Source organism: Shimia sp. CNT1-13L.2 (genome assembly GCF_024331145.1).
Taxonomy (GTDB): Bacteria; Pseudomonadota; Alphaproteobacteria; order Rhodobacterales; family Rhodobacteraceae; genus Shimia.
In genome coordinates, this window is record NZ_JANDJO010000002.1 from 106,188 (window position 1) to 126,962 (window position 20,775).

21 protein-coding genes and 1 other RNA gene are annotated in these 20,775 nt (G+C 62.6%); 12 read left to right on the top strand and 10 right to left on the bottom strand.

Annotated features, from left to right (window positions below):
- Nucleotides 1-263: 263 nt before the first annotated feature.
- Entirely contained in the window at nucleotides 264-1,439 is a 1,176-nt protein-coding gene (locus NNA36_RS04345) for a M24 family metallopeptidase (RefSeq protein WP_255104549.1), read from the bottom strand.
- An 83-nt stretch (nucleotides 1,440-1,522) separates the two neighbouring features.
- Nucleotides 1,523-2,215 (bottom strand): metal-dependent hydrolase, encoded by a 693-nt coding sequence (locus NNA36_RS04350; protein ID WP_255104551.1) that lies wholly within the window; start codon nucleotides 2,213-2,215, stop codon nucleotides 1,523-1,525.
- A gap of 67 nt (nucleotides 2,216-2,282) precedes the next feature.
- Between NNA36_RS04350 and NNA36_RS04355 the strand changes: the two genes are divergently transcribed.
- On the top strand, nucleotides 2,283-2,936 hold the full coding sequence (locus NNA36_RS04355) for a ceramidase domain-containing protein (RefSeq protein WP_255104553.1): 654 nt from the start codon (nucleotides 2,283-2,285) through the stop codon (nucleotides 2,934-2,936).
- Between the two features lie 46 nt (nucleotides 2,937-2,982).
- Here NNA36_RS04355 and NNA36_RS04360 read toward each other — a convergent pair whose 3' ends face one another.
- A complete protein-coding gene (locus NNA36_RS04360) occupies nucleotides 2,983-3,294 on the bottom strand; it encodes a cupin domain-containing protein (RefSeq protein WP_255104555.1) in 312 nt (103 codons plus the stop codon).
- Between the two features lie 190 nt (nucleotides 3,295-3,484).
- On the opposite strand from NNA36_RS04360, the gene gatC reads away from it, so the two are divergent.
- From gatC to NNA36_RS04395, 7 genes are all read left to right on the top strand, one after another.
- Nucleotides 3,485-3,772 (top strand): Asp-tRNA(Asn)/Glu-tRNA(Gln) amidotransferase subunit GatC, encoded by a 288-nt coding sequence (gene gatC, locus NNA36_RS04365; RefSeq protein ID WP_255104557.1) that lies wholly within the window; start codon nucleotides 3,485-3,487, stop codon nucleotides 3,770-3,772.
- The gene (gene gatA / locus NNA36_RS04370) at nucleotides 3,772-5,259 is read left to right on the top strand and encodes an Asp-tRNA(Asn)/Glu-tRNA(Gln) amidotransferase subunit GatA (RefSeq protein WP_255104559.1); all 1,488 of its coding nucleotides are present in this window, start codon (nucleotides 3,772-3,774) and stop codon (nucleotides 5,257-5,259) included. The genes gatC and gatA overlap by 1 nt, the downstream gene beginning before the upstream one ends.
- Before the next feature lie 35 nt (nucleotides 5,260-5,294).
- Nucleotides 5,295-6,098: a hypothetical protein gene (locus tag NNA36_RS04375; RefSeq protein WP_255104561.1), complete on the top strand. Its 804-nt coding sequence runs from the start codon at nucleotides 5,295-5,297 to the stop codon at nucleotides 6,096-6,098.
- Nucleotides 6,099-6,103: 5 nt separating this feature from the next.
- Nucleotides 6,104-6,769: an N-acetylmuramoyl-L-alanine amidase gene (locus tag NNA36_RS04380; protein WP_255104563.1), complete on the top strand. Its 666-nt coding sequence runs from the start codon at nucleotides 6,104-6,106 to the stop codon at nucleotides 6,767-6,769.
- Between the two features lie 33 nt (nucleotides 6,770-6,802).
- Nucleotides 6,803-7,220: RNase P RNA component class A (gene rnpB, locus NNA36_RS04385), an RNA gene on the top strand.
- Nucleotides 7,221-7,404: 184 nt separating this feature from the next.
- On the top strand, nucleotides 7,405-7,572 hold the full coding sequence (rpmG, locus tag NNA36_RS04390) for a 50S ribosomal protein L33 (protein WP_007814563.1): 168 nt from the start codon (nucleotides 7,405-7,407) through the stop codon (nucleotides 7,570-7,572).
- Nucleotides 7,573-7,684: 112 nt separating this feature from the next.
- A complete protein-coding gene (locus NNA36_RS04395) occupies nucleotides 7,685-8,191 on the top strand; it encodes a GNAT family N-acetyltransferase (RefSeq protein WP_255104565.1) in 507 nt (168 codons plus the stop codon).
- Between the two features lie 17 nt (nucleotides 8,192-8,208).
- On the opposite strand, the gene NNA36_RS04400 is transcribed toward NNA36_RS04395, so the two are convergent.
- The 3 genes from NNA36_RS04400 to NNA36_RS04410 are packed head-to-tail and all read right to left on the bottom strand — an operon-like array spanning nucleotide 8,209 to nucleotide 12,700.
- Nucleotides 8,209-9,546, bottom strand: a complete 1,338-nt coding sequence (locus NNA36_RS04400) for an aspartate aminotransferase family protein (protein ID WP_255104567.1) — start codon at nucleotides 9,544-9,546, stop codon at nucleotides 8,209-8,211.
- On the bottom strand, nucleotides 9,543-10,301 hold the full coding sequence (locus tag NNA36_RS04405; protein ID WP_255104569.1) for a 3-keto-5-aminohexanoate cleavage protein: 759 nt from the start codon (nucleotides 10,299-10,301) through the stop codon (nucleotides 9,543-9,545). Before NNA36_RS04405 ends, NNA36_RS04400 begins: the two co-directional genes overlap by 4 nt.
- A gap of 5 nt (nucleotides 10,302-10,306) precedes the next feature.
- Complete coding sequence (locus NNA36_RS04410; RefSeq protein WP_255104571.1) at nucleotides 10,307-12,700, bottom strand: FAD-dependent oxidoreductase; 2,394 nt, start codon at nucleotides 12,698-12,700, stop codon at nucleotides 10,307-10,309.
- A gap of 139 nt (nucleotides 12,701-12,839) precedes the next feature.
- Between NNA36_RS04410 and NNA36_RS04415 the strand changes: the two genes are divergently transcribed.
- From NNA36_RS04415 to NNA36_RS04430, 4 genes are all read left to right on the top strand, one after another.
- Nucleotides 12,840-13,727: a MurR/RpiR family transcriptional regulator gene (locus NNA36_RS04415; RefSeq protein ID WP_255104572.1), complete on the top strand. Its 888-nt coding sequence runs from the start codon at nucleotides 12,840-12,842 to the stop codon at nucleotides 13,725-13,727.
- Between the two features lie 90 nt (nucleotides 13,728-13,817).
- Nucleotides 13,818-14,789, top strand: coding sequence for a TAXI family TRAP transporter solute-binding subunit (locus tag NNA36_RS04420; RefSeq protein ID WP_255104574.1), 972 nt, complete (start codon nucleotides 13,818-13,820; stop codon nucleotides 14,787-14,789).
- Nucleotides 14,790-14,874: 85 nt separating this feature from the next.
- Nucleotides 14,875-17,490, top strand: coding sequence for a TRAP transporter permease (locus NNA36_RS04425; protein WP_255104576.1), 2,616 nt, complete (start codon nucleotides 14,875-14,877; stop codon nucleotides 17,488-17,490).
- Nucleotides 17,487-17,915: a universal stress protein gene (locus tag NNA36_RS04430; RefSeq protein ID WP_255104578.1), complete on the top strand. Its 429-nt coding sequence runs from the start codon at nucleotides 17,487-17,489 to the stop codon at nucleotides 17,913-17,915. Before NNA36_RS04425 ends, NNA36_RS04430 begins: the two co-directional genes overlap by 4 nt.
- A 54-nt stretch (nucleotides 17,916-17,969) precedes the next feature.
- Here the strand turns inward: NNA36_RS04430 and NNA36_RS04435 are convergent, their stop codons facing one another.
- From NNA36_RS04435 to NNA36_RS04450, 4 genes are all read right to left on the bottom strand, one after another.
- Nucleotides 17,970-18,401, bottom strand: coding sequence for a hypothetical protein (locus NNA36_RS04435; RefSeq protein ID WP_255104579.1), 432 nt, complete (start codon nucleotides 18,399-18,401; stop codon nucleotides 17,970-17,972).
- Between the two features lie 88 nt (nucleotides 18,402-18,489).
- Nucleotides 18,490-19,488, bottom strand: coding sequence for an LLM class flavin-dependent oxidoreductase (locus NNA36_RS04440; RefSeq protein WP_255104581.1), 999 nt, complete (start codon nucleotides 19,486-19,488; stop codon nucleotides 18,490-18,492).
- Nucleotides 19,489-19,597: 109 nt separating this feature from the next.
- Entirely contained in the window at nucleotides 19,598-20,374 is a 777-nt protein-coding gene (locus NNA36_RS04445) for a Bax inhibitor-1/YccA family protein (RefSeq protein WP_255104583.1), read from the bottom strand.
- Between the two features lie 125 nt (nucleotides 20,375-20,499).
- Nucleotides 20,500-20,709, bottom strand: coding sequence for a DUF1127 domain-containing protein (locus tag NNA36_RS04450; protein WP_255104585.1), 210 nt, complete (start codon nucleotides 20,707-20,709; stop codon nucleotides 20,500-20,502).
- Nucleotides 20,710-20,775 lie beyond the last annotated feature (66 nt).

The following is a 20,775-nucleotide window of genomic DNA, read 5'->3' on the forward strand; positions in this document are numbered from 1 at the left end:
AGACCTGCGGAAATCGCGGCGTTCGGGGTTTTCATTTCCTGTTCATTGCGCGAATTTGAAATCGGAATTTCAGGCAGGGATTGAGTGATGAAGGTTCAGAGGTTTCTTGATGGCGTGGCGATTAGAGGTTGTTGCGGAATTGGCTCAAAGGTTCAGACAATCGAGCCATTCAAGGAAATCAACTTGTTTGTTGGTGTGGACACCCTTTCGGGCTAGCGGGAAGGCGTTTCGAAACGCCTTGGGAAGCGGTTTGAAAACCGCTTCTAGGGTGCGACCACCACCAGGTCGCGCGGGATATCTGCCAGGGGTTTGCCGCCTTCGGGAGTGATCACGAAGCTTTCGGTGATGGCGAGGCCCCAGTCCGGGGTCCAGAGGCCGGGCATGAGGTGGAAGGTCATGTTTTCCTCAAGCGGTGTGATGTCGCCCGGGCGCAGGCTCATGGTGCGTTCGCCCCAGTCGGGGGGGTAGCTGAGGCCGATGGGATAACCGGTACGGTTGCCTTTGACATAGCCTGCGCGGGCGAAACTGTCGTAGACGCAGGCGGCGACCTCTTCGCAGGTGGTTCCGGGGCGGGCGGCGGCAAAGGCGTCTTCGATGGCGCGCAGCACGGCGGTTTCGGCGCGGCGGATGTCGTCGGGTGGGGTGCCGAGGAAGAGCGTGCGGCTGACCGGGCAGTGATAGCGGTGGTAGCAGCCGGAAATCTCGAAATAGGTGGCCTCGTCGCGGGTGAGGGGGCGGTCGTTCCAGGTGATGTGCGAGGCCGAGGCTTCGCGGCCCGACGGTGCGATGGGTGCGATGGCGGGATAGTCGCCGGCGAGGCCGGGCAGGCCCGCGACACCGGCGGCCTGCACCTCGGCCACGAGTTCGTGTTTGGCGCGGCCTTCGCGAAAGCCCGCGCGCAGGGTGGCGTGCATATGGGCGCTGAGCTGGCCGGCTTTTGTCATCAGGGCAAGTTCGGCGGGGCTTTTTATGGCGCGTTGCCAGTTCACGAGGCCGGTGGCGTCGGCGATGGTGTCACGGCCGAAGGCGGTTTCGAGGATGCGGTGGGCGGCGGCGGAATAGTAGTAGTTATCCATCTCGACCCCGAGATGGGTTGTCCAGCCCTGCTCGCGCAGGAGGGTGACAAGGGCGTCATAGGGGTGGTGGTCGGGGTGCTGAACGTGGTCTTCGGGCCAGTCGAAGAGGGCCTCGGGGGGCAGGTAGGTGGTCTGCGCGGCACCGGGTTTGTCCTGCGTGCGGCCCCACCAGAGCGGGCTGCCGGAGGCGTGCAGGATGACGGCCTGCGGGACATAGAAGCTCCAGCCGTCATAGCCGGTAAGCCAGGCCATGTTGGAAGGGTCGGCGACGATCAGCGTGTCGATGCCGCGAGTGGCCATCGCGGCGCGGGTGCGGGCGAGGCGGTCGGCGTATTCGGCGGGAGAAAAATCGGTGGCGGGCATGGGCTGTGCTTTGCGAGGGAGGGGCGGGCAAGGCGTTTCGAAACGCCTTGCACAAGCGGTTTGGAAACCGCTTTTGCGAAGGCCTAGAGGGTGATCGGCACCATGACCTCGGGCTCGATCACCTCGACGCCGGGCAGGCCGTCGACCAGCGCCTCAGCCGATTGTTCGAGGATCGGGAAGGTCTTGTAGTGGCAGGGGATCACCGTCTTGAAGTCGAAGTAGCGTTTCGCGGCATAGGCGGTGCCTTTCATGTCCATGGTGAAATGGCCGCCGGCCGAGAGGATGCCGACGTCGGGTTTGTAGTAGTCCCCCATCCAGTCCATGTCGGCCATGATGTCGGTGTCGCCGGAGATATAGACCGTGCGGCCCTCGGCCATGAGCATGTAGCCGACCTCGGAGCCGGCGGCCTTGGGGCCTTCTTCGGTGGCGAAGGTGGAGCTGTGCGAGGCGGGCACCATTGCCAGCGACGCGCCGCCGAGATCGACGGTGCCGCCCTTGTTGAAGCCCACGGTGTCGAGGTGTTCGTGTTCGTTCCAGTAGGACATCAGGTCGTACTGGCCGACGATGGGCACGCCGAGTTTGCGGGCCAGCGGCAGCATGTCGGCAACGTGGTCGAAATGGGCATGGGTGAGGATCAGGTGGGTGGCCCCTGCAATGGCGGCCTCGTGCTGGTCTTCGGGCAGGACGGGGTTGCCGGTGAGCCAGGGATCGACCAGCAGGACGAGGTCATTTGTTTCGATGCGGAAAGAACCGTGGCCAAGCCAGATGATTTTCATGAAAGGGCTCCCTATTTCATAACATGTTGAAGACAGGTTAGCACGGACTGGGATTGAGGGAAGAGCCATGGATTTGATGCAGGCGATTGACGGCTATTGCGAGCGCACCGGGCCGGAGTACTGGTCGGAGCCGGTGAATGCGGTGACCAATGCGGCCTTTCTGATCGCGGCCCTGGTGATGTGGCGGCGGCTGGGCGATATGCAGGCCCCGATGGCGCGGCTTCTGGTGGTGGTTCTGGCGCTGATCGGGTTGGGCAGCTACTTGTTTCACACCCACGGTCAGGTGTGGTCGGCGATTGCCGATGTGGCCCCGATTGCGGGTTTCGTGCTGATCTATGTCTTTGTCGCCAACCGGGCCTATTGGGGCATGCCGACCCTTTGGGCGCTGGGCGCGACGGCGCTGTTCTTTCCCTATGCGGCGCTGACGGTGCCTTTGTTCCAGAAGGTGCCGGGCCTTGGGTCGTCAGCGGGCTATGCGCCGGTGGCCTTGCTGATCTTTCTTTACGCCGTGGCCCTGTGGCGGCGGTTGCCCGAGGTGGCACGGGGGCTGGCGATCGGGGCGGGCATCCTGAGCCTGTCGATCTTTTTCCGCAGCCTTGACGAGCCGGTCTGCGGGGCCTTTCCGCTGGGCACGCATTTCCTGTGGCACGTGCTGAACGGGATCATGCTGGGCTGGATGATCGAGGTGTACCGGAGCTTTCTGCTGTCGGGGCGGGCCTGACGGGCAGGTGCCTCCGGCGGGAGTATTTCGGGTGCATTGAAGCCGCTTATGTGGGCTGTGGTTCGAGGAGTTCGATCTCGATGAAAGCGCATTCGAAATCATTGCCGTTGATCACGTCATGTTCGACGCCGAGGTCACGATAGTAGGGCACGCCCTTTTGCAGTGTGGCGGTGGTGCGTTCGCCATTGCCGAGGTCGATTTCGAGGATGCCGTCAAACTGTGGCACGACGATGTAGTCATAGGCGTGGCGGTGCCAGCCGGTGTTGTCGCCACGTTTCCTGAAGCGCCATTCGGTGACGCGGACGCGATCATTGTCGATCATGACCGTTGGAATCGCGGTGCCTGTTGCGCTGCACATGGCGTGGTCTCCTTTCGGGCTGGGTTGAGTGTGCCGTCGATGCGCGGTTTCGGCTAGGGCCAGACTGCCGGAAGCGATGGCATCAGGGCGCGTGCGGCGGGCTTTCGGCGGGTGGTTCCGGGGTGAGTGCTTGCACCGCAGTTCCGGGGGCGCTAAAGGCTTGGGCCAAGTTGCAACCGGAGAACACCCGATGTCGATTGACAAGGACACCGCCGCGCGCGTGGCCAAGCTCGCGCGGATCAAGGTCGAAGATGACGCGCTGCCTGCGCTGGCGAATGAATTCAACACCATTCTCGGCTTTATCGAACAGCTGAACGAAGTCGATGTTGACGGCGTGGAGCCGATGACCTCGGTGACGCCGATGCGTCTGAAGCGGCGCGAAGACGTGGTGACCGACGGAAGCCAGCAGGAAAAAGTGCTGAAGAACGCGCCGGATGCGCGCGAAGGGTTCTTTGCCGTGCCGAAGGTGGTGGAATAATGACTGAGCTGAACAAACTCACCCTTGCCGAGGCCCGCGACAAGCTGCGTGCCAAGGACGTGACCTCGGTTGAACTGACCGAAGCCTGCCTGTCGGCCATTGACGGCGCCGGTGCGCTGAATGCCTTTGTTCACAACACGCCCGAGCTTGCGCTGGAGCAGGCCAAGGCGGCGGATGCGCGTCTGGCGACGGGTGATGCGCCCGCGATGTGTGGCCTGCCGCTGGGCATCAAGGACCTGTTCTGCACCAAGGGCGTGCCGTCGCAGGCGGCCTCGGGCATCCTGGAAGGGTTCACGCCGGAATATGAATCGACCGTGACCCAGAACCTGTTCGATGCCGGTGCGGTCATGCTTGGCAAACTGAACATGGACGAGTTCGCGATGGGGTCTTCGAACGAGACTTCGGTTTATGGCAACGCGGTGAGCCCGTGGCGTCGTGGCAACGAAGAGACCCCGCTGACGCCGGGTGGCTCGTCGGGTGGTTCGGCTTCGGCGGTTGCGGCTGACCTGTGCCTTGCGGCAACCGGCACCGATACCGGTGGTTCGATCCGCCAGCCTGCGGCCTTTACCGGCACTGTTGGTATCAAGCCGACCTATGGCCGCTGCTCGCGTTGGGGCATCGTGGCCTTTGCCTCTTCGCTTGATCAGGCCGGTCCGATGACCAAGTCGGTGCGCGATGCGGCGATCATGCTGGAAGCGATGTGCGGTCATGACCCGAAGGATTCGACCAGTGCCGATCTGGCGGTGCCGAATTTCGAGGCCATGCTGACCGGTGACATCAAGGGCAAGAAGATCGGTATTCCCAAGGAATACCACATGGACGGTATGCCCGAGGAGATCGAGCAGCTGTGGGCCGACGGTCGTGCGATGCTGGAAGCCGCGGGTGCCGAGATGGTCGAGATCAGCCTGCCGCACACCAAGTATGCGCTGCCTGCCTACTATGTGATTGCGCCGGCGGAAGCCTCGTCGAACCTTGCCCGTTACGACGGTGTGCGCTTCGGCCACCGCGCCACGCTTTCTGCGGGGGACGGCATCACCGAGATGTACGAGAAAACCCGCGCCGAAGGGTTCGGTTCGGAGGTCCAGCGCCGCGTGATGGTGGGGACTTACGTTCTGTCGGCGGGTTTCTATGACGCCTATTACAATCGTGCCCGTCGGGTGCGTGCACTGATCAAGAAGGACTTTGACGACGCCTTTGCCGCCGGGATCGATGCGATCCTGACACCGGCCACGCCGTCGGCGGCCTTTGGTCTGGGCGAGATGAACGACGAAGATCCGGTCAAGATGTACCTGAACGACGTCTTCACCGTAACCGTGAACCTTGCCGGACTGCCGGGCATCTCGGTGCCGACCGGTCTGGATCATCAGGGTCTGCCGCTGGGTCTGCAGCTGATTGGCCGTCCGTGGGAAGAGGGTGATCTGCTGAACACCGCCTATGCGCTCGAGAGCGCGGCGGGGTTTGTAGCCAAACCGGGCAAATGGTGGTAAAGAAGCTCAAAACAAACTGAGCAGGCATTGCACCCATGTTGCGAGCATTTCTGAGCGGCTGTGCCCTTGTGGCCATGGCCGCCTGTCAACCCGCGATCCCCGATAGCGCGGCAGGCGTCGGTTTCGACAACCAGAACCTGTCGCCGCGACCCGTCAGGAACAATCGAACCGTGACATCGGCCATTCCGCCCGCGGATGCAGTGTCGGAAGAGGCGCTTTTGGCGCCTGCGCCGGTGCGGACCGCGCGGGTTGCGACGCCGCAACCGGTGGCGAGCCCTGCGCCAGAACCGGCCCCGGCTCCGCAGCCACGGGTGCGGACGGCGCCTGCGCCCGCTGCGACGGGAGAGGATACGCCGCGCGTGCGTCAGGCGGGGGCACCTCAGACCACCGAGGACGGTATCGTGCATGCCAGCCCGTCGAACCCTGCGCCGACGGTTGTGACCAATGCGGGTATCTCCGACGAGAATGATTTCGAGGCCGTGGGCGCGCGCCGTTCCATCGAGGATGACGCGCAGCGCCTTCAGGCGAACCGGCAGAATTACCAGGTGATTGCGCCGACGGCCCTTCCGGAACGCACCGGCAATGCGCCCAACGTGGTGCAATATGCGCTGTCGACACGGCATCCGGTGGGCACCAAGCTGTTCCGTCGTCTTGGACTGAATACCAAGGCGCGGTACGAGAAGGCCTGTGCGGCGTTCCCGTCGTCGGGCGAGGCGCAGGCGGCGTTTCTGGCCAAGGGTGGCCCCAAGCGGGATCGTCTTGGGGTGGATCCGGACGGTGACGGATATGCCTGCGACTGGAACCCCGAAATCTATCGCAAGGCGGCGCGCGGCGGGTGAGCGGCTTGGGCGAGGTCATTCAGGCGCGCTGCGAGAGTTTTGGGCCGCGCAGGGATGGTTTGGAGCCGCAGTTCATCGTGCTGCACTATACCGCCATGGAAAGCGCCGAGGCGGCGCTGGAGCGGCTGTGTGATCCCGTGGTCGAGGTTTCGGCGCATTATCTGATTGGGGAGGATGGCCGCGTCTGGCAGATGGTGGACGAGGCGTTGCGCGCCTGGCACGCGGGGGCCGGATCGTGGCGGGGGCTTGATGATATCAATTCCCGTTCGATCGGGATCGAGTTGGCCAATCGCGGGGATCATCCGTTTTCCGAACCGCAGATGGCGGCGCTTGAGGTGCTGATGGGCGGGATCATGGCGCGGTGGTCGATTGGCCCCGAGGATGTGATCGGCCATAGCTGCATGGCGCCGGGGCGCAAGATTGATCCGGGGCCGCGTTTCGACTGGCACCGGCTGGCGCGGCGGGGGCTGGCGGTTTGGCCAGATGTCGGCGCGGCGCGGGACGTTGATGCGGTGCGTTTCCGCGAAGCCGCGCTGGCCTATGGGTTCCCGGATGTGCCGGATGATCTCTTGGTGCAGGCGGTGCGGTTGCGGTTTCGCCCCTGGGGATGCGGCGCGCTTGGCGGTGAAGATATGGCCGTGGCAGAGGCGCTGGCCGCGCAATCCGTTTGACGAGACGCATGTGACACCCTAAGTGGGGCGGGCGCAGAGGGCCGGATGGCCGCCTTCGGCGGGGCAACCCGCCTGGGAGGAAAGTCCGGACTCCACAAGGCAACGGTGCCGGGTAACGCCCGGCCGGAGCGATCCGAGGGAAAGCGCCACAGAGAACAGACCGCCCGGCGGCGTCGCTTGCGACAGGTCCGGGTAAGGGTGAAACGGTGGGGTAAGAGCCCACCGCGGGCCTGGCAACAGGACCGGCATGGCAAGCCCCACCGGGAGCAATGCCGAATAGGGACCGCGCGCGGGCTGATCCTTTCGGGGATATCGCCGCAGGGGCGCCTTGCCCCGAGCAGGTCCGGGTTGGCAGCTAGAGGGTGTCCGGTAACGGGCGCTCCAGATGAATGGTCATCACGGGCGGGGCGACTCGCCCGGACAGAATCCGGCTTACAGGCCTTCTGCGCATGAATTTTTCGAAGGTCGGGGGCGAAAATGGCCGCTGACAGGCCCGGTTTCGCGGAAGAAACCGGAGCGATGGCCGCAAAGTCATTTTTCTTGCATATACGGTGTTGACTCGGAGCGGTGCATCATTAAAAGGCAGGCTTCATGAGAATTTCACGGGCGCTGCTGCCCGGCGCAGGAGAAGAACAATGGCGAAGCCGACGACTATCAAGATCCGTCTGAACTCGACCGCGGGCACGGGCCATTTCTACGTGACCAAGAAAAACGCACGCACCATGACCGAAAAGATGGTCGTACGTAAGTACGACCCGGTGGTGCGCAAGCATGTCGAGTACAAGGAAGGCAAGATCAAGTAAGATCCCCTTTCGAGACCATGCAAAAGCCGCGCCAGACCAAGGCGCGGCTTTTTGCTTTTGAAGCTCCCGGTCGCGCCCTGAGACCCCAGATTTCTTTTCAGGACGCAGACCCATGTCAGAGCCCATACAAATCAGAGCCGCCAACCCCGCCGACAGATCGGCGGTGACGCAGCTGTTCCGGCGGTCCTATCCCCGCCTTCTGCCCGACCATTACGATGCCAAGACCCTGCAGGCGGTTTTGCCGCTGATCACCACGGCGCAGCCGGCGCTGTTGGAGTGTGGTACCTATTTCCTTGCCCATGACGAGAGGGGCCGCGTGATCGGTGCAGGCGGGTGGACCGATGTCAGCCCGGCGCGGGGTGTAGGGGCGATCGACGAGGGCCATGTGCGCCATGTGGCGACCGACCCCTGCCATCTTAGGAAAGGGGTGGCCCGGCAGTTGATCGAAACCTCGGTGGCCTCTGCGGCGGCCTACGGGATGCGCAGGATGCATTGCATGAGCACGCGCACGGCGCGAGCGTTCTACGAGGCGATGGGGTTTCAGCCAACCGGCGAGATCGAGTTGACGCTGGCACCGGGGGTGTATTTCCCGGCGGTGCAGATGGTGCGGGAGCTGTAAGGCCCCCGCAGTCGGTGTCAGGCGGGTTGAACCGTCGCGAGGGTGCTGTCGATGGCGCGTGAGAGCGCGTCGAGCGCGCCGTCGAGTTCGGCCTCGGAGGCGATGAAGGGCGGTGCGAGCAGGATGTGGTCGCCGTTGCGGCCATCGCGGGTGCCGGGCATCGGGTAGCAGATCAGACCTTCGGCAAAGGCGGCTTTCTTAAGCTTGCCGGCAAGCCCGTTGGCGGGATCGAAGGGGGCTTTGCTGTCGCGATCTGCGACGAATTCCAACCCCCAGAACATGCCGCGGCCACGGATATCACCGATATGGGGGTGCTGGGCAAAGCGGCTGCGCAGTTGCTGTTCGAGATAGGTGCCGCGATTGCGGGCCTGGGTGACGAGATCGCCTTCGAGGAGTTCCTGAACCACGGCGAGGCCTGCGGCAGCGGCGACCGGGTGGCCAAGGTAGGTGTGGCCGTGCTGGAAGAAGCCCGAACCGTCGGCGATGGCCTGATAGACCTCGGAAGAGCAGAGCATTGCGCCGATGGGTTGGTAGCCTGCGCCCAGACCCTTGGCGATGCAGAGGATGTCGGGGGCGATGCCCTCGGCCTCGCAGGCAAAGAGATGGCCGGTGCGGCCCATGCCGCACATGACCTCGTCAAGGATCAGGAGGACACCGTATTTGTCGCAGATTTCGCGGATGCGGGTGTAGTAGCCTTCGACGGGTGGCACGGCGCCAAGGGTGGCCCCGACGACCGGTTCGGCAATAAAGGCCATGACGGAATCAACCCCGAGGCGCAGGATTTCCTCTTCGAGTTCGTTGGCGACGCGCTGGCCGTAATCGTAGAGCGTTTCGTCCTCGCTGCGTTCGGCGTATTCGTAGCAGGGAGCGATGTGGCTCATTTCGACCAGCAGCGGGGCGAATTGCTGGCGGCGCCATGCGTTGCCACCTGCCGACAGTGCGCCAAGGGTGTTGCCGTGATAGCTCTGGCGGCGGGCGATCAGGTGGCGGCGGTTCGGCTCGCCGCGTTCGAGGTGGTACTGGCGGGCCAGTTTGATGGCGCTTTCCACCGCTTCCGAGCCGCCGGAGACGAAATAGACCCGATCCAGCGTGCCGGGGGCGTTGGCGATCAGCAGATCGGCAAGCTGTTCTGCGGGTTCAGTCGTGAAAAAGCCGGAGTGGGCAAAGGCCAGTTGATCGACCTGTTTCTTGACGGCCTCGGCGACGCGCGGGTTGGAGTGGCCGAGGCAGGAGACGGCAGCGCCGCCCGAGCCGTCGAAATAGCGTTTGCCTGTCTGGTCGATCAGGAAGCAACCGTCGCCTGAGGTGGCGGTGGGTAAGCTGGCGTGACAGTGGCGCGGGAATACGTGGCTCATGCGGCCTTCCTTTCAAGCATCTGGCAGAGGGTGGCCACGGATGTGGCGTTGTCTGTGTGAGGGGTGCCGTTGGCGGCGGTGAGGCTGTTTTCAAAACCGACGCGCAGGTTGCCGCCAAGGGCGGCGGCAGCGGCGAGGCAGGCGTGTTCCTGCGGGCCGAAGGCGCAGACCATCCAGTTGGTGACCTGCGGCAGGGCGGCGCGGAAGGGTGCGATGTCTGCCGGGGACGAGCCGTCGGCGGTGGCGTAGCGGCCCAGCACGAAGATGGCGCTGGTCTGGTGGGCGTGGACGATGCCGCGATCCCACCAGTCCCGCAAGAGGGCGGCGTCATCGGTGTTGTAGAGGATATGCTGTACCTCGGTGCCCTGCGCGGCGCAGAGATCGTAGACGCGGGGCGCGAGGGCGGGATCGCGGGCCATTTCGCGTACCGAGATCGAGGCCCATTCCGGTTTCACATCCCGCAAGCAGGCATGTTGGGTGCGCACATCGAAAAGGCCTGCGGCCTCGGTGGTGATCTGGATGCGCAGGGTCGGTAGATGCGCCCCGAGTTCGGCCAGCGCCTCTTTGTAGCGGTCCGCGTCGAGGGTGTGCCTGCCGTCGGCGTCGCGGACGTGCAGGTGTAAACCATCCGCGCCTGCAAGGTGGCAGGCGCGGGCGGTGTCGAGGATGTCGGTCAGGGTGACGGGCAGGGCGGGGTGATCCGCCTTGCCGCGCCGGGCCCCGTTGGGGGCGACCATGATGAAGGGTCGGGACACGTGGGTCAGCCTTTCATGCGGGTGCCGTCCGGGTCGAACAGCGGCCCGTGGACGATGGTGGCATCAAAGAGGGTGCGGGCGATATCGATCTGCACGCGCGCGCCATCTTCGAGCGGGGTGTGGGTGTGGCCAAGGGCAACGGGTTTGCCGACCCGGTAGCCAAAGGCGCAGGAGGATGTCTGGCCGACGATCTTGCCCTCGAAATAGATCGGCTCGTGACCAAGGGGCATGGCGGCCTCGTCGTCGAGCCTGATCGAGACCACCTTGTTGGTTGCGCCGCCGTCGCGGGCTTCGGCAAGGGCCTCGGCGCCGATGAAGCCGCCTTTCTTGCGGGTGGCGAAATCGAGGCCGGTGGCGATCGGGGTGGTATCGCCGTCGAGTTCATGACCCATCGCGCAGAAGCCCTTTTCGATCCGCATCGAGGTCTGCGCAAACAGGCCCGCAGGCTTGGCCCCTGCTGCGGTGAGGGCGGCGTAGACGGCGGATGCGTTCTCGGCCTTCATGGTGATCTCCCAGCCGGCCTCGCCCACATAGGACATGCGGGCCGCACGGACGTGTTTGCCCGCGATATGGGCGGGGCCGACCTTGAAGTAGCCCAGCTCGTTCAGCTCGGGCGCACCGCATTCGGCGACGATGCGTGCGGCTTCGGGACCCATGAGACCAAGGACGGCATAGTCTTCGGTCGAGTCGGTCAGGGTGACGTCAAAGCCCTCAGAATGGCGACGGAACCACGCGAGATCGCGTTTGATTGCGGCGGTGCCGACGAAGAGGCGATAGTGGTCTTCGGCGATGCGTTGGGCGGTGATGTCACTTTCAAAAGTGCCACGTTCATTGAGAACAGAGGTATAGATCACCGACCCCGGTGTGCGGCCGAGGAAACCGGCGCAGGTTTTCAGAAGGAAGGCTTCGGCATCAGGGCCTTGCACTTCGATCTTGCCAAAGGGCGAGGCGTCGAAGATGGCCGCGCTTTCGTGGGCGGCGGCGACTTCGGCCTTTACATTTTCGAACCAGTCGGGCCGTTCGAAGGTCATGCGTGGCTCTTCGGTCTTGCCAAAGTAGAGCGGGCGTTCCCAGCCGTAGAACTGGCCCATGTGCGCGCCTGCCGCGCGGTATTCGCTATCGAGCGGCAGGGCGCGGAGGTTCCGGGCGGTTGAGAGCTGTTTGCCCGGATAGGCGATGTCGTAGTGGGTGCCGAGGATCTCGGGCGCGCGGGCCATAAGGTGTTCGACCGAGTTGAAGAACGGGGCAAAGCGTTTGGCGTCGGCTTCGCCGAGATCATAGGCGGTGTGGCCGTGCACGATGGCATGGGCGAGGTTCATGCCCGCGCCGCCACCCGAGGCGATGCCGACCGAGTTCATGCCGCAGCCAAGGAACAGGCCCTTGGTCTCGGCGGTTTCGCCCAGCATGAAGGTGCCGTCCGGGGTAAAGCTTTCGGGGCCGTTGAGGAGCATTTTGACTTCGGCGTTTTCCAGCGCGGGCAGGCGGTGGAGCGCGTTCATCATCATCGGCTCAAAGTGGTCCCAGTCTTCGGGCAGGAGGCCGAATTCGAAGCTTCCATCGAGGCGGCCGGGTTCGATGGGTTTGCCCATGGGCTCAAAACAGCCGACCAGAAGGCCACCGGAATCGTCGCGGATGTAGAGATGGTTGTCGTGGTCCGAGAGGGTGGGGGTGTTGCCGACGATGCCGTCGATCGGCTTGGTCAGCAGGTAGAAGTGTTCACAGGCCAGTGCGGGAACCTCGGCGCCTGCCATCGCGCCCACTTCGCGGGACCAGAGACCGGTGCAGAGCGCGATGGCATCGCACATGACCGTGCCTTGGGTGGTCTCGACCCCCTTGATGCGGCCGTTTTCTGTCAGGATGCCAGTGACGCCAGTGCGTTCGAACAGTTTTGCGCCAAGCCCCTTGGCGGCCTTGATCAGCGCGGCACAGACATCGGAGGGCGAAACGCGGCCATCGTCGGGCGACCAGACGGCGCCCAGGACGTCATCGGCATTCATCAGCGGCCAGCGTTCCTTGGCCTCTTCGGGGCTGACGGACACGGCGTCGATGCCGTAGGCGTGGGCGAGGGCCTCCTGACGTTTGACGTGGATCAGGCGGTCGGGATTGGTGGCAATCGAGAGCGAGCCTTTTTGAATCCAGCCGACGTTCTGGCCGGTTTCCTGCTCGAGTTGCGAGTAGAGATCGACGGAATACTGGATCATGCGGGTGAGGTTCTGCGAGTGGCGCAGGGCGCGCACCTGGGCCGCCGAGTGCCATGTGGTGCCAGAAGTAAGTGCATTGCGTTCCAGCAGGATCGCGTCGGAAACGCCCATCTTTGCAAGGTGATAGAGCGTCGAACAGCCCATGATGCCGCCGCCGATAACGACGACTGAAGCGTGTGCGGGCAGGGTTTGTGCCATTTTGGTATCTCTCGTGGCCTGCCGGTGGGCAGGGGTGGGGTGTGATACGAAAAGGATGGAGAAATTACGGAATCAGTCAATCTTTCGGAAAAATAACTTATGTTTTGAACTCGAGGATGGGCAAAGGGGATGATTCGCGATGGATCCGACATTAAAAAACAAAACGATTTCAGAGCTTAAGGCGACGCTGCCTGACCTTTCGCCGCGCCTGAAGTCGGTGGCGAAGTACATCGTGGACAACCAATCGGACTTTGGATTGGACTCGATCCGGGAGACGGCGCGCAAGGCGGGAGTGAGCACTTATACCCTTGTGAGGATGGCCGAGAGGATGGGGTTCGAGGGCTATGACGAGATGCGCGAGCCGTTTCGCCATGCGCTTGTTTCGGCCACCGCGGTGGTGGATCGGCCCGAGTGGATCGACACCCTGCGGGAAGACGGGGAGCTAGGGCGCGTGCAGGCAGATGCTGCGTTCAACACGATGGCGATTGTGGAGCGGTCTCTGGAACGGCAATCTTCGGACCAGATGGAGCGGGTGGCAGAGATGTTGCTTGGGGCGCGGAATGTTTACCTGACGGCAGTCCGTGCGAGCTATGCGTTGGCGTACTATCTGCATTACGTTGGCCGTATGGCTTTGCCATCATTACAATTAATTCCCAGACACATGAACAGCGCCATCGACGAGTTGAACTATGCCGGCGAGGGAGATGTGATGATTGCGATCACTTTCACGCCCTATTCGCGGGAAACAATCGAGGCCTGCAAGTTCGCGGTTCGCAAGGGCGTGAAGTTGATCATGATCTCGGACAGCGACGTGATTTCCTCAGAATTCACGGCCCAGGAGACGCTTGTTGCCTCGGTTCTGTCGACCCATCATTTCGGATGTTACGCAGGGGCAATGGCCGTCATCGAAAACCTGCTCGCGCTGTTGGTGGCGCAGGGTGGAGTTGATGCAAAACACCGAATCAAGTCTTATGAAAGCCTGCGCAAAGAAAATAACGCCTACTGGATCGCCCAAAAAAAACATTAGTTTTTAGGTGACATAAAAAATAACCTTGGCGACTCTGCGCATGTTCTTTAGGCGCCTCGGCGCTAGACCACTGACAGGGAGATTATCAGTATGTCGATCAAACAGACCATTTTTGGCGCAGTTGCCGTTGCGGCGATGGGCGTTGCGGGTGCAGCTTCGGCAGCAGACCAGCAGTTCGTGACCATCGGGACCGGCGGTGTGACTGGCGTTTACTATCCGACTGGCGGCGCGATCTGCCGTCTGGTCAACAAGGGCCGCAAAGAGCACGGCATCCGTTGCTCGGTGGAATCGACCGGTGGTTCGGTCTACAACACCCGCACCATCCGCCAGGGTGAGCTGGACTTTGGTGTTGTTCAGTCCGACGTTCAGGCCGCTGCTGTTGCAGGTACCGGCAAGTTCGCGGAAGACGGTGCTTATCCGGGCCTGCGCGCTCTGTTCTCGGTACACCCGGAGCCGATGCACCTGATGGCGCGTGCCGACGCTGGCATCGCATCGGTTGACGACCTGAAAGGCAAGAAGGTCAACATCGCGAACCCCGGTTCAGGTACCCGCGTTCTGGCGGAAACCCTGATGAAATACTCGGGTCTGACCGCGGATGACTTCTCGCTGGCAGCCGAGCTGAAATCGTCGGAGCAGGCAGCAGCGCTGTGCGACGGCAAGATCGACGCGACCATCTGGGCCGCAGGTCTGCCGAACGGCTCTTCGCAAGAGGCCACCTCGACCTGTGACGTGACCCTGGTTCCGCTGGCCGGCGCCAACATCGACACCCTGCTGGGCGAGAACTCGGCCTATGCCGCGGCCACCATCCCGGGCGGCATGTACCCCAACAACCCCAACGACGTTCCGTCGTGGGGCCCGAAAGCCACCTTTGTGACCTCGGCTGACGTGTCGGACGAAGTGGCTTATGCCGTTGTTTCGGCTGTCTTCGAAAACTTCGATGCCTTCAAGAAACTGCACCCTGCCTTCGGTCGTCTGAAGGAAAGCGAAATGATCGTTGACGGTCTGACCGCCGAGATCCACCCCGGTGCGATGAAGTACTACAAAGAGCGCGGCTGGAAGTAAGCCTGTGATTTGACGAAGAAATCGCCTCCGGCGCCCAAGCGGTGCCGGGGGTTTTTGTGATACGAATAAACGCAACGAGGGTGGTATGGCTCAGAACGAGACCGCAGCGGCGCAGGATACCTCGCTAGAGGATTTTGTAGCTGACAGCGACACCGGCGGACGGCTTCCGCAAGACAAATTCGGGCGCAGTGCGCTTTGGTATATTCCTCTGGTTTGGTCGCTCTACCAGTTATGGATCGCATCTCCGCTTCCGTTCATCCTTGGGGTGGGCGTGTGGAACGACACGCAGACACGGGCCATTCACCTCGGGTTTGCGGTGCTTCTGGCCTTCATCGCCTTCCCGGGTTTCAAGAACAGCCCGCGCAACCGGATTCCGATTGATACCTGGGTGATCGCCATCGTGGGCGCGCTTTGTGCCTCGTACCTGTTCTATGCCTATAGCGGCGTGGCGGCGCGGACCGGGAACCCGAACACAACCGATGTTGCTGTGTCGGTTGTCGGCATCGTGCTTCTTCTGGAAGCGGCGCGGCGATCGCTGGGCTTCCCGCTCATGGGCGTGGCCCTGTTCTTCCTGGCCTACGTGTTCTTTGGATCATGGGACGGGTTGCCGGAAGTGGTGCAATGGAAAGGCGCTTCGCTGAACAAGGCGATGAGCCATATGTGGCTGACCACCGAAGGGGTCTTTGGGGTCGCGCTGGGTGTGTCCTCCGGCTTTGTGTTCCTGTTCGTGCTGTTTGGTGCCTTGTTGAACCAGGCGGGCGCGGGCAACTATTTCCTGCAACTGGCCTTTGCGGCGCTGGGGCACCTGCGTGGCGGCCCCGCCAAGGCGGCGGTGATCGCGTCTGCGGCAACCGGCCTGATTTCGGGCTCGTCGATTGCCAACGTGGTGACAACCGGCACCTTTACCATCCCGCTGATGAAGAAGGTCGGTTTCCCGGCCACCAAGGCAGGCGCGGTTGAAGTCTCGTCCTCGATCAACGGGGTTCTGACACCGCCGGTGATGGGGGCCGTGGCCTTCCTGATGACGGAATATGTCGGCATCTCTTATGTCGAAGTGGTGAAAACCGCGATTGTTCCGGCGGCGATTTCCTATGTCGCGCTGGTTTATATCGTGCACCTTGAGGCCCTGAAGATGGGCATGACCGGCACCAGCCGCATGCACCCGATCAAGTTCATCCTTGGCGCGATCTTCATCATTGCCTCGTCGATCGTGATTGCCGGTGGCACCCTGTTCCTTTGCGGTGTGATCGTGGATACGCTGCAAGGTATGTTCGGCGGCGCGTCGACATGGGTTATCGTGGTGGCGATGGCGGTGCTTTACGTGCTGGCCGTGCGCTTTGCCGCGAGCCGTCCGGACCTTGAGATGAGCATCGAGTCGATGCAGCATCTGCCGCCCGCGCGCGAGATCTTCAAGACCGGCATCCACTATATCATGCCGATCCTCTTGCTGATGTACCTGCTGATGATCGAACGGAAATCGCCGGGCCTTTCGGCCTTCTGGTCGGCGATTGCGATGCTGGTGATCCTGGCAACGCAGAACCCGCTCAAGGCGTTCTTCCGTGGCAACAGCGACATCATGGGCGAGTTGAAGCGCGGCTTGGACGATATTGCCGAGGGGCTGATCATCGGCGCGCGCAACATGATCGGCCTTGCGGCCGCGATGGGTGTTGCGGGGATCATCGTTGGCGCCGTGACCCTGACCGGGATCGGGCAGGTGATGGCCGAGTTCGTCGAATTCCTGTCGGGCGGCAACCTGCTGGCGATGCTGTTCTTCGTGGCGCTGATCTCGATTGTGTTGGGTATGGGGCTGCCGACCACTGCGAACTATATCGTGGTGTCGTCACTCATGGCCGGTGTGGTTGTCGAACTGGGCGCGCAGTCTGGCCTGATCGTGCCGCTGGTTGCGGTGCACATGTTCGTCTTCTACTTCGGGATCATGGCGGATGTGACGCCACCTGTGGGGCTTGCGAGTTTCGCGGCCGCGGCGATTTCGAAAGGCGATCCGCTGCGCACAGGTTTCCAGGCGTTCTTCTATTCGATCCGGACCGCGCTGTTGCCGTTCCTGTTCATCTTCAACACCGATCTTCTGTTGATCGACGTTGGACCGGTGCAGGCGGTGTTCGTGTTCGTGGTGGCGCTGATCGCGATGCTTTTGTTCGCGGCGGGGACGATGAACTATTTCATGGTCAAGTCGCAGATTTGGGAAAGCGCGGTTCTTCTGCTGGTGGCCTTTACGCTGTTCCAGCCGGGGTTCTGGCTGGATCAGGTTTCACCCAAGTATTCGGTTGTGACCGGGTCTGATGGTCTGGCGCAGATGAGCGCGCAGGCCGATGGTCACGAGGTGCGATTGTCGATCTCGGGGCCGGACTTTGGCAGCGGAGAGATCACGCCAACCACGATCATCGTGCCCACCAAGGCGGGTGATGCCGAAGGGGCGCTGATGGATCAGGGACTTGCCGTGATGGAAGACGGTGGCCAGCTGGTTCTGGAAGAGCCGTTCCCGGGCACACCGCATTTCGAAACACTTGGCAATGATTACGATTTCTATGGTGATACGCCGGTCACGATCTCGGCCATCGAGATCGAGAACGAGCGGATGCCGAAAGAGGTGTTCTATCTGCCGGGGTTCCTGTTGCTGGGTCTTGTGTACCTGCTTCAGATGCGCCGCAAACGTAAAGAGACGGAAGGAGTGCCAGCATGACCGAACATGTTCTTTGCGCAATCGACCTGACCCACCTTGAAGACGAGGCCGGCCTGCTGAAGCAGGCCGCCGCCCTTGCCAAGTTTCACGATGCCAGCCTGAGTGTGGTGACCGTGGTGCCGGACTATGGGATGACCATTGTGGGGTCGTATTTCAAGGAAGGCACGATGCGGGAGGCGCTTGATGCGGCGAACGCGCAGTTGCATGACTTTGTCGCGCGGACCCTGCCGGATTTCGGAACGGTCCAGCATATTGTCGAGAAGGGGACCGCCTATGAGCAGATCCTTGCGGCGGCAGAGCTGAGCAAGGCGGACCTGATCGTGTTGGGGGCGCACAAGCCGAACCTGATGGATCACTTGCAGGGGCCGAACTCGGCCCGCGTGGCGCGTCACGCCAAGTGTTCCGTGCTGGTTGTGCGGGACTAAGAGAAGGCGGGCCGCCTGTTCCCTTCCCGATTCCGGGATGGGCGGCCTGACCGATTATTCGACGAGAATTGTCGCGTTCTCGAGAATGGCCGACTGCCAGGTTTCCGGATCGGTCACCGGGGTCAGAGCACCCCGCAGTGTCATGCGGCGGCTTTCGTCAAAGGTTTCGATCGGATCGGCCAGCGTGATTTGCAGGCTGGCACCATGTTCGGCGCTGCCACAAAGCGGGCAGAGGCCCATGTCGGAGACAAGGATCAACTCGCGGATGGCTTCGCCCGGCAGGGCAGGGACGGCATAGCCGGTGATTTCCACGTCCAGAGCGCCCTGTTGCAGGGCCTCGGGGAAGGTTTTGCGCACCTCGTAGGAGGTTTCGGTGACGATCTCTTCGATCTCGATCTGGTCGAGGATCTGCCAGGCATCGGCATGGGCCGTGGACCCGTAAGCGGCGGCGAAGGCGGCGGCAATGGCAATGGGTCTGGTGGTCATTGATATTGGTCCTGCGTGTCGTCTTGTCCGGCGCATATGACACCAAGGCCGCGCGGTTTTGAAGTCTCTTTGTCGACGAAGACGGGAATTAGGCCGATTCTTGCAGGTCGAAGAGAATTTCCGCAGCCATTTCAAAGGATTTTATGCGGGCGGCGGGGGCGTGGATCATGCCGGTGACCATCAGTTCATCAGGTTGGTAGCTGTCGATGATCTGTTTCAGACGCGCGTGGGCGGTGCCGGGGCTACCGGTGGCCGACACCGACAGGGCGTGCTGAACCTGCGCGAGCACCGGGCCGGGGATGTGATCGGCGATGGTGTCGACGGGCAGGGGGAGCTTGCCGGGCTTGCCGGTGCGCAAGCGGGCAAAGGCGAGCATCTGGGAGGACCGCAGGAAGGCGGCCTCTTCATCGGTGTCGGCAATGCAAACGCCGGCGGCCACGATGGCGTAGGGCTCTTTCAGGGTGTCGGACGGGCGGAAGGTGGTGCGGTAGACGTGCAGGGCCTCTTCCAGCATGGCGGGCGCGAAATGCGAGGCAAAGGCATAGGGCAGGCCCAGCATGGCCGCGAGTTGTGCGCCATAAAGGCTTGAGCCGAGCAGCCAGATCGGCACGTTGGTGCCCTGGCCGGGAATGGCACGGACGCGGGAGGTCTCGTTGGTGTCGGTCATATAGCCCATGAGTTCCTGAACGTCCTGCGGAAACCCGTCTTCCGGGGCCATGTGGCGGCGCAGGGCGCGGGCGGTGGCCATGTCGGTGCCGGGGGCGCGCCCGAGGCCAAGGTCGATGCGGTCGGGGAAGAGGGTGGCAAGGGTGCCGAACTGTTCGGCCACAACGAGGGGTGCGTGGTTGGGCAGCATGATTCCGCCCGCGCCGATGCGCATGGTGTTGGTGGCGGCGGCGACCTGTCCGATCATGATGGCGGTGGCGGAGCTGGCGATACCGGGCATGTTGTGATGCTCGGCCAGCCAGTAGCGGTGATAGCCCGCAGCCTCGGCCGCGCGGGCGAGGTTCAGGGTGTTGGTCAGCGCGTCGGCGGCGGTGCCGCCTTCGGGGATCGGGACGAGGTCGAGCAGGGAAAAGCGTTTCATGAATGGCAGTTAGGTGTGACGGGGCGGGGCTGCAAGGTGAAGGGGGACACAAAAAATCCCGCCGGGGCAGGGCCGCGGCGGGATCGGGATTTTCAGCTGTTCGCGATTTTTATTCGCGGTTGCCCAGCAGCGAGAGCAGCATCATGAACAGGTTGATGAAGTCCAGGTACAGGTTCAGCGCACCCATGATCGCCGCCTTGCCCAGCCATTCGGTGTCGCCGTGGTGGGCGTGAGCCAGGTAGGTGTTCTTGATGTTCTGGGTGTCGTAGGCGGTGAGGCCTGCGAAGACGAGAACACCGATCACCGAGATGGCGAATGCCATTGCCGAGGACGCCAGGAAGATGTTGACGATCGAGGCAACGATCAGGCCGATCAGACCCATGATCAGGAAGGCACCGATCGGGCCGAGATCACGCTTGGTGGTGTAGCCGTAAAGCGACAGACCCGCGAATGCGATCGAGGTGATCAGGAAGACCTGAACAATCGAGTCACCGGTGAAGACCAGGAAGATCGAGCTGATCGACAGGCCCATGACGGTTGCGAAGATGTAGAACACCAGCTGTGCGGCAGCGGCCGACATGCGGTTGATGCCCGCGCTGAAGCCGAAAACGAAGAGTAGCGGTGCAAACATGATGACCCATTTCAGCGGCGAGGCATAGATCGCGGCGCCGAAGCTGGTCAGGTATTTGGTTGCGCTGATCTGGGCCGCGGCATTGGCCGGATCCGTGGTGACGGCCAGGCCGGAAATTGCCCATGCAGCCAGGAAGGTGATGAACGTACCTACGGACATGGTGCCGTAGACCTTGTTCATGTGGGCGCGCAGCCCGGCGTCAATCTCGGCAGCGCGTGCACCTGCAACGCCGCGGATTGTGTCAAATTCAGCCATTCAAGCCTCCGATATTGAACCTTTTGGCCACCGCACCGTGGCGATGGCCTTTGGGGGGAATATCGGTGAGCTTGCCGCCGTTTTCAAGAAAATCCGCCCCAAAAGACGCGAATTTTCCATACCTTTTAGCGCAGCCAGGTGCTGGGCACGTCCCAGATCTTGCGGCGGGCTTCGGTGATGGCTTCCTGGCGGGTCAGGCCGAGGTCGCGCAGGGCGGCATCGTCGAGGCGGGCCAGGGCTTTGCGCTGACGGCGCAGTTCCGCGAGCTGGCCGAAGGTCGGGGCTTTCGGCGAGGAGAGGCCGACTTGGCGACCGAGGGTTGCAATGAGGGTCATCGTCTTGTCCTTTCTCTGCTTGCGATGAATTTTCAGTTTTTCATCAAGTTGCTTGATGTATATGGC